The sequence below is a fragment of the Anabaena sp. CCY 9402-a genome (genome assembly GCF_963920945.1).
Lineage (GTDB): Bacteria > Cyanobacteriota > Cyanobacteriia > Cyanobacteriales > Nostocaceae > Trichormus > Trichormus minutissimus.
The window spans coordinates 19,333-31,246 of the sequence record NZ_CAWUDL010000080.1 but is presented as its reverse complement, the minus strand read 5'-3'; the positions used below and the strand labels follow the sequence as shown (position 1 = coordinate 31,246).

General features: G+C 42.2%; 11 protein-coding genes. 7 read left to right on the top strand and 4 right to left on the bottom strand.

All coding sequences use genetic code 11. The annotated features are described in order from the left end of the window. The first annotated feature begins 211 nt into the window (after window positions 1-211). A complete protein-coding gene (locus ACM0OR_RS23300) occupies window positions 212-613 on the top strand; it encodes a response regulator (RefSeq protein ID WP_190695311.1) in 402 nt (133 codons plus the stop codon). Window positions 614-893: 280 nt separating this feature from the next. On the opposite strand, the gene ACM0OR_RS23295 is transcribed toward ACM0OR_RS23300, so the two are convergent. Next, complete coding sequence (locus ACM0OR_RS23295) at window positions 894-1,754, bottom strand: tetratricopeptide repeat protein (RefSeq protein ID WP_414578939.1); 861 nt, start codon at window positions 1,752-1,754, stop codon at window positions 894-896. 334 nt (window positions 1,755-2,088) lie between these two features. Here ACM0OR_RS23295 and ACM0OR_RS23290 point away from each other — a divergent pair, with 334 nt between their 5' ends. The 3 genes from ACM0OR_RS23290 (at window position 2,089) to ACM0OR_RS23280 (ending at window position 5,487) form a co-directional block, all read left to right on the top strand. Further along, window positions 2,089-2,436, top strand: coding sequence for a hypothetical protein (locus tag ACM0OR_RS23290; RefSeq protein WP_414578938.1), 348 nt, complete (start codon window positions 2,089-2,091; stop codon window positions 2,434-2,436). Between the two features lie 178 nt (window positions 2,437-2,614). Continuing rightward, the gene (locus ACM0OR_RS23285; protein WP_414578937.1) at window positions 2,615-4,141 is read left to right on the top strand and encodes an efflux RND transporter periplasmic adaptor subunit; all 1,527 of its coding nucleotides are present in this window, start codon (window positions 2,615-2,617) and stop codon (window positions 4,139-4,141) included. Window positions 4,142-4,215: 74 nt separating this feature from the next. After that, window positions 4,216-5,487 carry an ABC transporter permease gene (locus ACM0OR_RS23280; RefSeq protein WP_414578936.1) on the top strand — a complete coding sequence of 424 codons (1,272 nt, stop codon included), beginning with the start codon at window positions 4,216-4,218 and terminating at the stop codon, window positions 5,485-5,487. A gap of 72 nt (window positions 5,488-5,559) precedes the next feature. Here the strand turns inward: ACM0OR_RS23280 and ACM0OR_RS23275 are convergent, their stop codons facing one another. Further along, complete coding sequence (locus ACM0OR_RS23275; protein ID WP_190695295.1) at window positions 5,560-5,955, bottom strand: four helix bundle protein; 396 nt, start codon at window positions 5,953-5,955, stop codon at window positions 5,560-5,562. Window positions 5,956-6,045: 90 nt separating this feature from the next. On the opposite strand from ACM0OR_RS23275, the gene ACM0OR_RS23270 reads away from it, so the two are divergent. Beyond that, window positions 6,046-6,747, top strand: a complete 702-nt coding sequence (locus tag ACM0OR_RS23270) for an ABC transporter ATP-binding protein (protein ID WP_414578935.1) — start codon at window positions 6,046-6,048, stop codon at window positions 6,745-6,747. Window positions 6,748-6,800: 53 nt separating this feature from the next. Here the strand turns inward: ACM0OR_RS23270 and ACM0OR_RS23265 are convergent, their stop codons facing one another. Further along, entirely contained in the window at window positions 6,801-7,697 is an 897-nt protein-coding gene (locus tag ACM0OR_RS23265) for a bile acid:sodium symporter family protein (protein ID WP_414578934.1), read from the bottom strand. Between the two features lie 311 nt (window positions 7,698-8,008). Between ACM0OR_RS23265 and ACM0OR_RS23260 the strand changes: the two genes are divergently transcribed. Both ACM0OR_RS23260 and ACM0OR_RS23255 read left to right on the top strand, forming a co-directional pair. Continuing rightward, a complete protein-coding gene (locus ACM0OR_RS23260) occupies window positions 8,009-9,475 on the top strand; it encodes an efflux RND transporter periplasmic adaptor subunit (RefSeq protein ID WP_414578933.1) in 1,467 nt (488 codons plus the stop codon). Next, complete coding sequence (locus ACM0OR_RS23255) at window positions 9,472-10,689, top strand: ABC transporter permease (protein ID WP_414578932.1); 1,218 nt, start codon at window positions 9,472-9,474, stop codon at window positions 10,687-10,689. The genes ACM0OR_RS23260 and ACM0OR_RS23255 overlap by 4 nt, the downstream gene beginning before the upstream one ends. On the opposite strand, the gene ACM0OR_RS23250 is transcribed toward ACM0OR_RS23255, so the two are convergent. Next, window positions 10,686-11,861, bottom strand: a complete 1,176-nt coding sequence (locus ACM0OR_RS23250; protein WP_414578931.1) for a pyridoxal phosphate-dependent aminotransferase — start codon at window positions 11,859-11,861, stop codon at window positions 10,686-10,688. The genes ACM0OR_RS23255 and ACM0OR_RS23250 overlap by 4 nt on opposite strands. Window positions 11,862-11,914: the final 53 nt, after the last annotated feature.

Below are 11,914 nucleotides of genomic sequence, written 5' to 3'. Positions count from 1 at the left end.
TTTTATCTTCTCTGTTTATTTTCCTATAAAATTTATTTTAAAGATAGGTCTATTATTAAAAAGGAGACAAGTCGTTTAATCAAATGATTATCCATCTTTACCGATCTAACTCCAATACAGTTCCATACTCAAGATAATTGCTATGATTGGGTTTCTTTAATTTTGACTTTTGACTTAATCTGTTCCCTTTACCTCTATAAATAAAATTCCCATGAAAACTGTTTTGATTGTTGAAGATGATCTGATTAATGCTCGCGTTTTCTCTAAGATTTTGACCAAGCGGGGCGGTTTAGGGGTTAAACATACTGAAAATGTAGAAGAAGTAATGAAAATTGCCCAGGCAGGAGAGGCAGACCTCATTTTAATGGATGTTTCTCTATCTAGAAGTGTTTATCAAGGCAAATCTGTAGATGGGATTAAAATCACCCAAATGTTAAAGTCTGATCCCCAAACTGCAAATTTACCTATAATCTTAGTCACAGCACACGCGATGGAAGGCGATCGCGAAAATTTCCTCAAGCTCAGTGGTGCTGATGGGTACATTTCTAAGCCTGTTGTAGACCATCAACAGTTTGTTGATCAAATCGTGGCACTTCTCCCTACAGACAACTAATGAAAACTTCCGACATTTTCTGAGGAATATTCATTCACTAATGTTTTTAGCGAACAATTCCGCCTCTATAGTATATATGTACTGCAATTAGTCATAATCAGCAAGTGAGTAATGAGTAATGAGTAATGAGTGCTGAGTGCTGAGTTGGGAGTTAGGAGTTGTAAAGACCCTCTACTGTTTTGTTTTTAGGTATTATTCAGCATTCAGAAGCAGCAAGTCAGCAGAGAGTGGAGGAGAAAGGAATACTCACTACTCAGCACTCAGCACTCAGCACTCACAGTTATCTTGGTGTTTCTCGCTGTTCCAAGGCGGCTTGAATGCGGGGTAACTCTAGGAATTTTTTTGTATCAGAGAGTAAGCGATCGCCCCAGAGATTTTCTTTGAGAAAATCTAAATCGGCATAGCGTTGATCAATGCGAAGGGCAGTTTCTCCCAAGGTCACACCTTGTTGGCGGTCGCCTTTGGTGTATAGGGCTACGGCTAGAGCTAACAATGGTTCTGCTGCTTGCTTATCAATAGTGATAGAGGTTTGCCAGCGTTTAATTGCCGCGTCAACATTACCCTGTTCATACTCAATTAAGCCAATGTTGTTAATCGCTGGCCAAAATTTCTGATCTTGAGCAACAGCTTTGTTATATTGAGCGATCGCATCAGGTAAGCGTCCTACCATATAGTAAGCATTGCCTAAATCAAATAGCCCTTCAGGATCGTTGGGTTTTAACTTCAAGCCTGCTTGGTAGTTTTCTATCGCTGCTGGATATTTTTTCTGTTGAAAATTAGCTGAACCCAAAGCAAATAAAACGTCTGGATTTTTAGGATTCAGGGATTTGGCCTTGTTCAAAGCTGCGATCGCTGCATCATAATTTTTGGTTTGCAGCTGCAAGCCACCCAAAAGAAACCAAACTTTGTCATTACCAGGGGCTAACTGACTAGCTAGTCTAGCTCGCGGTAAAGCCAACTCAAACTGCTGAAACTGTCCCAGTTGAGCAGCTTCTTGTGCTAAACCCAACCCCTGCTGCTCCAATTTTGCAGCATCTAATTGCAAAGCATGAGGTATCAAAGCCTGGGCTTGAGCAGTTTTTGGCGTACTCCACAAACCACAGACAACTAAAAGAGAAATTAACCGAAAGTATTTAGGCACACTACCGCCTCTTAAATCACATATCAAATAATCTTTCAGCTAGCTTAAACGATATCCGCTTGAGGTGGAAGGCAAATTTTACAGTCGTTAGCACTGGCGGACTTAAGAGAAAGGGAAAGAAGGGAGACAAGGTAGACAAGGGAGAATTTCACCAGTCCCCATTCCCTATTCCCAAATCCATGACTTTTTTCATGTGTCAATTAGTAAATACACGTGACTTTATTCACTTATAAAATCACTACGGCTGGCTTGATAATTGGTGGCATAGCCGGATATTTTCCCTATACCGGAATCCAACATATAGCAACCACAGTACATAAAAGGAGACAGTTTCATGTTGAAACTAAACCGTGCAACTATCCTATTAGCTGCTACTTTAATATTTGCTCCTATGGTAATGGCTACACCAGCCCAAGCACAAAGCAGAAACCGTCATAGACAGGTGTACCAAAGAAGAGACTCTTATCAAAGAGTAGTTAGACTTCGTAATGGTGACTATCGACTGCCCAATGGACAGGTAGTTACGTCGAGGAGAGTAGTAAGACTTAATAATCCAGGTTACTGGAGACTTCCTAACGGAGATGTTATCCTTCCTACTCAAGAAATTGTGCCTGCTAGAAGGTTAGTTAGACAAAGCAACGGTCTGATCAGACTGCCAAACGGAATCACAATTAGACTCTAAATAGTTAACACTGGTGTAAACAAAGTTTCACAGCAAGGAGATACCAGGTTACAGTTCTAGTATTAAAAAACTAGCTCTGTAGCCCTTTTTTAAATACAATCAATTACAGGAAAATCCCACAACCTATGCGGAGAATATCCTTTAGACCCCTACATTTATTTTTAATACAGGATGAGAAATGACACTTGAGACATCAAACCCTGTAGACTCACCACCATTAGTTCCACAGACGAAAAAAAAAGTCAGAAATAATTGGCTATCTTGGTTAATTGGTTTTAGTCTGTTAGGTGGTATTAGCTACACAATTTATTACCAAGTAGCTGTTAGCCCCCAACAGCAAGCAAGGCGCAGAGTCCTGACACAGCCTGTAGAAAGACAGACTTTAACAATTACAGTTTCCGCTAATGGAACTGTTAAACCAGAACGATCTATTAATCTTAGTCCTAAAAATTCCGGCATTCTCAAAGAACTATTAGTTAAAGAAGGGGATATTGTCAAACAAGGGCAAATTTTAGCTTATATGGATGATTCCAACTTGCGAGGGCAACTTGTCCAAGCACGAGGACAACTAGCACAAGCTGAAGCGAATCTACAAAAAGCCCAAGCAGGTAATCGTCCCCAAGATATTGCCCAAGCCCAAGCACAATTAGACGAAGCCCAGGCTAATTTACAAAAAGTTGAAGCAGGTAATCGTCCTCAAGATATTGCTCAAGCCCAAGCACGTCTAGCCAGTAGTCAAGCTAACCTGCAAAAGGCAGAAGATGATTTTCGCCGTAATCAGGAACTTTACAACGCTGGAGCGATCGCTCTCCAGATCGTCAACCAAAAACGCGCCGATCGCGATAGCGCACAAGCCCAAGTTAACGAAGCCCAGCAAGCATTAGCACTACAAAAAGCCGGGTCAAGGTTAGAAGACATTGCACAAACACGCGCTGTAGTCAAGCAAAGACAAGAAGCCCTCGCACTGCTCAAAGACGGAACACGTCGAGAAGATATTGATGTAGCCCGCGCCCAGGTTATGTCTGCCCGTGGTTCGCTGCAAAATATTCAGTCTCAAATCAATGACACCATACTACGTGCCTCTTTTGATGGTTTAGTCACACAAAAATATGCTGACCCTGGTGCTTTTGTGACACCAACCACCTCTGGTAGTGCGGTTTCTTCCGCCACCTCTTCTTCAATTTTGGCTTTGGCGGCGACAAATGAAATAGTAGCCAATTTATCAGAATCAAATGTGGCTAAAATTAGCTTAGGTCAAAAAGTCACAATTAGAGCCGATGCCTATCCCGGTAAGACCTTTACAGGTGAGGTGAATCAAGTTGCCGCTCAAGCTACAGTCGAGCAGAATGTTACTAGCTTTCAAGTTAAGGTCGCACTTACCGATCCAGAAAGATTATTGCGATCGGGGATGAACGTAGAAGCAGACTTTCAAGTCGGTCAGTTAGAAAATGCCTTAGTTATACCAACAGCCTCTGTGGTGCGCCAAGAAAACGCGACGGGGGTATTTGTCATGGATGCAAATAATCAACCAGTGTTTACTCCTGTTGAAACTGGAGTGACAGTCAATAACTTTACGGAAGTGAAATCTGGACTAACGGGTGACGAGAAAGTTCTGCTCAGTTTCCCACCAGGAACGCGAACACAATCAAGACCAAGAGGTGGAATACTTCCGGGGACAGGAGGTGGTGGCCGTCGTTCTAGATAATGTTGCACCTTAAATCTTGCTAGGGGTGTAGGGGTCAAACAGGCTTTATGTATAAATTTTATTAGTAAAAAATTATGGTTCAGGGTTTTTATAAAACAGATAATCCTCGTGCAGTGCCATTTTTAGAAATTTTGTCAATGGCAACAGAAACCCTGTGGAGTAATAAATTACGCACAGGATTGACCATGTTGGGTGTGATTATTGGGATTGCTTCTGTGATTGCGATTACTTCTGTAGGGCAAGGAGTACAGAAGAATGTAGAGCAACAGATTGAAGCTTTGGGAACAAACGTGCTGCAAATCTTCGCAGGGGCAGCTAGGAGTGGAAATATTAGTCGGGGTGTCGGTTCTACTAGCACCTTAACTTGGGAAGATGCTAAAGCGATCGCACAACAAGCACCATCGGCTGAGATTGTTTCTGCTTACTTGCAACGAAACGCACAAGTAGTTTATGGCGGTGAAAATACTTCCACTACCATCTACGGCACAGATTTAAAGTATTCAGATGCTAGAAATACTTATCCCCAAGCAGGAAGATTCTTTACTCAAGAAGAGCTAGATACGGCTGCACAGGTGGCAGTAATTGGGCCGACAGTGCAGCAAACGCTATTTGGGGCAAGAAGCAGCCCTATAGGTGAGAGAATCAGGATTCAGGGAGAAGCTTATGAAGTCATTGGCATTATGGAGGCGAAAGGTTCTCAAGGCCCGACGGATCGAGATGATCAAATCTTCATCCCATTGACAAGTATGTCAAAGCGACTGGTAGGGAACAATTCCCTCACTGGGATTTCCGTGAATGGCATTTTAGTCAAAGCCAGCAATCAGGAACAATTAGAAGCAGCACAATTCCAAGTCACCAACCTCTTACGTCTGCGTCACAATATATATCCGCCGCAAGCCGATGATTTTCGGTTGACTAACCAAGCTGATATCGTCAGTACATTTACGAATGTCGTAGGTTCATTTACGATTATGGTCGTAGCGATCGCAGGCATTTCCTTAGTAGTTGGGGGGATTGGGATTGCCAACATCATGCTAGTTTCCGTTGTAGAAAGAACTAGGGAAATCGGCATACGTAAAGCAGTAGGCGCAACTAATTCCGCGATTCTCAATCAATTTTTAGCCGAGGCGATCGTTATTTCTATTCTTGGCGGCTGTGTAGGGATAGGTAGCGGAGTTTTAATCGCCTTTGCTGCTGCTAGTATTTTTAAATTTCCCTTTGTGATTTCCGGCTTATCAGTCATTATTGGCTTCAGCCTCTCGTTAATTGTTGGCTTAGTAGCTGGAGTAATTCCCGCTAGGAACGCCGCCAAATTAGATCCTATTACAGCTTTACGTAGTGATTAAGAGTGCTGATTTAGGAGTGCTGATTTAGGAGTGCTGAGTTAGGAGTTAGGAGTGTAAATTTATATAGTTTGTCTAGTCGTAATTACTTTGTTTTTTTTGCTGTTTTTGTCGAGCAACAGAGATGCGAAGACCACCAATAATTTTTGCAACTTCTTCTGCTTGAGTTAAAAGTTGATTAAATTGGACTTGATTAAGATAGCGGATATCGAGAGCTACATAAAGTTGAGAACGTAATTCTGCACATGATGACTTAGCTATGGAAAGAAACTGATGAAATTCTCCTAAATGACTTCTTTCAAAGCCTTCGGCAATATTAGACATGATAGAAACTGCTGCTCTTTGTATCTGTCCCGATAAACCAAAATCTTTAGCAAACTGACCTTGTTGAGTAACTTGATAAATATCCTGAGTCAAAATTCTTGCCTTTTGCCAAGCTATCAAATCCTCAAATCGCTCAACTTTACTCATTATAATGACTACTCAAATCTCAAAATCAATAACTGTGATAACTCACAACCCACAACTCACAACTCAGCACTCAGCACTCAGCACTAAATTATGACCACAATGATTTGGATGGATGCGATTACTAAAACCTACCAACTTGGAGAAGTTCAAGTTCCCATACTCAAAGGTATTCAACTGGGGATTGAGGAAGGGGAATATGCTTCCATCATGGGTGCATCGGGTTCTGGTAAATCTACACTCATGAATATTATGGGATGTCTAGATCGCCCCAGCAATGGCGACTATATTTTTGAAGGTAGAAATTTGACTACTTATGGTGATGATGAATTAGCCTACATTCGCAATCAAAGAATAGGTTTTGTATTTCAACAATTTAACTTACTATCACGAGCCACAGCGTTAGAAAATGTCATGTTACCAATGGTTTACGCCAACATACCCAAATCCAAACGCCGCCAAAGAGCAATGGAAGCTTTAGAAAGAGTAGGACTAAGAGAACGCATTTCCAACCGTCCCAATCAACTTTCTGGTGGACAACAACAACGGGTAGCGATCGCCCGTGCTTTAGTTAATAGGCCAGCCTTAGTTTTAGCCGATGAACCTACAGGTGCATTAGACACTGAGACTTCCTACGAAGTAATGAACTTACTAACAGAACTAAATCAGCAAGGCATCACAATTGTCATTGTCACCCACGAGCCAGATATTGCTGCCCAAACCCACAGAATCATCCGAGTTCAAGATGGTTTAATAGTCGCCGATCGAAATTCCCAACTTTCTGCTGGCTCATAAAACTCCGCGCCCCTCTGCGCTAACCTCCGCGCCCCTCTGCGTTAAGAACTCTCCTAAACCTTACTCTCTAAAACCTTCTCCTCAAAATTGATTGCAGCCAACCTTCTACCGTAGCCAATAGCAATCAACCCCGTCACATACATAAACAAACTATAAACTGCCGCCGGCACTGCCATATCAGGATTATTGAGTAGTCCGGCGGTAATGGCGATCGCCAGCGTACCATTTTGTAGACCAACTTCAATAGCAATGCAGATTTGCTGAGGAGGATTCAGCTTAAATAGCTTGCTAATACAAACCCCTACAAACATAGAGACAACATTCAACAGCACAACACCGACTCCCACTTGCACAATAAAACCAGGGAGACGATTCCATTCGCGAACCAGCAGTATGAGAATAATTGCAGCGAGTAAGGCGATCGCCAAGCGACTAGTCACTTTTTCCAGACGACGTGCTATTTCTGGAAATATCTGCCGCACACCCATTCCTAAACCTATAGGCACAAGCGTAATAAGAAAAATTTGTAGTATTGTTGAACCAATAGGTAAAGCGATCGCCGCATTTTCTCCGATGAAGTGCTGGAAAGCTAGGTTAGCGAACACCGGAATTGTAAAGACTGTAATCACACTACTAACAGCCGTGAGAGTGACTGAGAGTGCAACATCACCTTTAGCCAGAAATGTAATGATATTCGAGGATACCCCACCTGGACACAACGCCACGATCATTAACCCCATTGCGATCGCAGGTTGCATCGGTACAACTTTAGCAATGACAAAACCAATAATAGGTAAAAAAACTAACTGACTGATCAAGCCAATTGATACAGCTTTAGGATACTTCCTGACACGTTGAAAATCTTCTGGTGCAAGAGATAAACCCATCCCTAGCATCATGATAGCTAAGGCTATAGGTAAGATAACAGCCGTAAAAATGCTTGCTTGCATAATAAATTTTGTATTAATTACCCCTGAGTTAAAATACAACAAAATTAAACCTCTGCGATCGCACTTGCAAAGGTCAACTTCTCACAAATATTTGCTTTTCTCTCTGTGCCTCTGTGGTAAAAAATAATTTCTTCAACCACAGAGACACAGAGAAACGGAGTTAATTGAGTAGACTAAAATTCTATAGCAGCAACACAGTAAATGATTTTGCGTCCCACTAGTTAGTGTTAAACAAAATATTTATTCCTACAATATTTTTAACGATTGATATTCCTAGGCAGACCACCAATACTTTTCATAGGTCAATATTTATGATTGCGTACATAGAAGTTCCCATTATTGGTAAAGTGAAGCACCCAACCAGATGGCTAGTTGGATTGTTAGCGGCTGGGACTTTAATTGTTGGTACAACTAGCTACAGCCTGATCAATGGGGGAACGAATAAAGATGATGTAACACAACTGACTGTACCTGTAGAGTCCAAAAATTTTACCCTGCGCATTACAGCCAGTGGCAAGGTTGTACCAGTTCAAAGTGTCAATATTAGTCCCAAAAACCCTGGTGTCTTAGCGGAGTTATACGTAGAACAAGGCGATCGCGTCGAGAAGGGACAAATTATTGCTCGGATGGATGTAGGTGATATCCAAGCCCAAATTGCTCAATACCGCGCCAATTTAGCCCAATCTCAAGCCCAGTTAGCGGAAGCCCAAGCGGGGAGTCGTCCCCAAGAAATGGCTCAGTCTAGAGCGCGTTTAGCCCAAGCTCAAGCCCAGTTAGCAGAAGCCCAAGCGGGGAGTCGTCCCCAAGAAATTGCTAAAGCCCAAGCTCAAGTAGATGCAGCCCGCGCAAAGGTAAATTACACATCTGAACAAGTCAAGCGTTATCAATACCTCTACGAACAAGGCGCAGAGAGAAAGCAATTACTTGATCAAGCCATTAGTGAAGACAACAGTGCCAAAGCCAACTTAGTAGAAGCACAAAAACAAGTCTCACTTCTCCAAAGTGGTACTCGTAGCGAAGTCATCGCCGCTAGAGATGCTGCTGTGACAGAAGCACGCGCGGCATTTGTACTATTAGAAGAAGGTAGCCGTCCTGAACAAATTGCCCAACGCCAAGCAGCAGTGAAAGCTGCCCAAGCACAGTTAGCCGGATCACAGGTGAGGTTGCAAGAGACGATTATTCGCGCTCCCTTTGCTGGGGTTGTCACCCAGAAGTATGCCAACATTGGGGCTTTTGTGACTCCCACAACTTCCGCCTCAACCAGTGCATCGGCAACTTCTAGCTCAATTGTGGCTGTAGCCAAGGGTTTGGAAATATTAGCTCAAATCCCGGAAGCGGACATTGGACGCATCCAACAGGGACAGCAAGTAGAAATTGTTGCAGATGCCTATCCAGATGAAATTTTTAAAGGTCGTGTACGTTTGATTGCTCCGGAAGCAGTGGTAGAACAAGGTGTGACATCCTTTCAAGTACGGATAGCTCTTGATACTGGTATAGATAAGTTACGTTCTGGCTTAAATGTGGATCTGACCTTTCTGGGCGATCGCGTTAATGATGCTTTATTATTACCGACCGTAGCCATCCTGACCGAAAATGGCAAAAATGGCGTACTAGTACCCGATGCCAAAAATAAACCCCAGTTTCGGGAAGTGACTATTGGCGCACAAATCCAAGACCAAACCCAAGTTATATCAGGGTTACAAGCAGGCGATCGCGTATTTATAGATTTGCCCAAAGACTACAAAATCCAAAAGGCACAAGAAAAAACAAATCGATGAACTTCCTAGAAAGTATGCAAATGGCAGGCAAAACCCTGCTAGCTAATAAACTACGTAGTGCGCTCACTATGCTAGGTATAGTAATTGGTAACGCTTCAGTAATTGCCATGATTGGGATTGGGGAAGCCGGACAAAACTTTGTCAACAAAGAACTAGAATCCTTGGGGCCAAATGTATTATTTGTCATTCCGGGAAATCAGGCAACTGAACGCATTTCTAGAGAACTGCCAAAGACTTTAGTATATGAAGATGCCACAGCGATCGCTAGCCAAGTACCTACTATTGCCAACGTCACTGCGGAGTTAAACACTAGGCAAGTAGTTACTTATAGTAATAGAAATACCGATGTCAACATTATCGGCACAACGCCTAATTTCTTAGTAGTGCGAGACTTTGAAGTTGCTCAAGGCAGATTTTTTAGCGACGTAGACATGAAGCGCAGCAATCAAGTTGTCGTCATCGGCGGCAAATTAGCCAACAGACTTTTTGGTAATAGTAACCCTGTAGGGCAACAGTTAAGAATTAAAAACGCTAGTTTTCAAATTATTGGAGTATTAGAAACTAAAGGTTCAAGCTTAGGTGTTGACTACGATGATTCGGCTTTAATACCCGTGTTTACGATGGCTAACCGGATTGTGGGGCGGACTTCTCCCTATGGATTGGAGTTAACTTACATTGTCGCCTCAGCCAAAAATACCGAAAGTGTCGATGCAGCAGTCTTTCAAATCACTAATTTGTTACGTCAACGTCACAAACTCATTGGCGAAGATGACTTTACGATTAGAACCCAAAAAGATGCTTTGCAAACAGTCGGGCAAATTACCGGTGCATTGACAATTATGCTGGCGGCGATCGCCGGTATATCATTATTTGTTGGTGGTATCGGCATCATGAATATTATGCTCGTTTCCGTCACCGAACGCACCCAAGAAATCGGACTGCGGAAAGCCATCGGTGCTACTCAGCAAGATATTTTACTGCAATTTATGATTGAATCTGTGATTGTCTCAGCAATTGGCGGCTTAATCGGGACTGGGATTGGTGTTGGGGGCATTTTGTTAGTAGCAGCCGTTACACCCCTAGAATCAGCATTATCTCCCGTAGCGATCGCCTCAACTGTTGGTATTTCCGGCTGTATCGGATTATTTTTTGGTGTTGTTCCCGCTAAACGTGCTGCTAAACTCGATCCAATTGTGGCACTCAGAAGCGTTTAGTTTGCAGTGTCCAAGATTGTTTTTAGACCCTTGACTAATCTTGCCATACCTTCTTGGACAGTATCTTTTTGCAACGCACCATAGGCTAATCTAAGATAGCAGCCGTTATCCATGCCAAAAGTTGTGCCGGGAATGACGGCTATTTGATGTTGCTCAATCAGTTGTTTAACTAATTCAAAAGCATCCATTTGGGTATGAACTTTGAGGAAAAAATAAAAAGCACCATCAGCAGGAATGATAGTACATAGGCCTTGTAATTGTTTAAGGTGTTCTAAAACTAATTGTCTAACTTGCGCGATCGCACCAATATTTGCCTGTAAATACTCTGGTTTAGCTTGCAATGCTCCCAAGGCTGCATACTGGGAAACCACTGGCGGACAAATCAAAATCGTATCCTGGACTTTTTTAATGGACACAAGCAGGTGTTTGGGTATCACCATATAGCCAATTCGCCAACTAGCAAAACCATAAGCTTTGGAAAGACTAAAAAGGGAAATAGTATACTCACTAGTGCCAGTAAATGCACTAGGAGACACGTGTTTTGTGCCATCATAGGTAAAGTATTCATAGGCTTCATCACTGATGTGATATATATTGCGATCGCCACAAATCTGATTGACTTGTCGCAATAACTTTTCCGAATAAACCACACCTGTAGGATTATTCGGTGAAATCGTCACAACTCCTCGTGTTTTGGGTGTAATAGCTTCTGCGATCGCTTCTGGAAGCAGTTGATAATTTTCATCAGTTTCGACTAACACCACACGACAACCAGCCATAGTAATTGCCATTTCATGGTTGAAGTAATAAGGTGTATTCAAAATAATTTCATCACCAGGAGAAGTAATAGCGAGAATAGCATTGATAAATGCCATATTGCTTCCCGCAGTTACTACAATGCAATTTTCAGCATTGATTTCAATCCCATTAAATGTTAATAATTTTTTTGCTAATGTAGTTAACAAGGAAGGAATACCTTCAACTGCTTTATATAAATTATTAGTAGGTTCAGCCAAAAATTTCGGCAAAAGCTCAATAGCCTCCGGTGGTGGACTATAGGAAACTACACCCTGTCCTAAAGAAATCGTACCAGGAGAATTTTTAATTAATTCCCCAACTAGAGGAATAATTGGCGATTGTACCGCCTGCATTCGCGAGATTAAGTGATTCATTAGTTATTAGTGATTTGAGTAGTGGCGTGTTAGCGATAGCGTAACGCATCTTC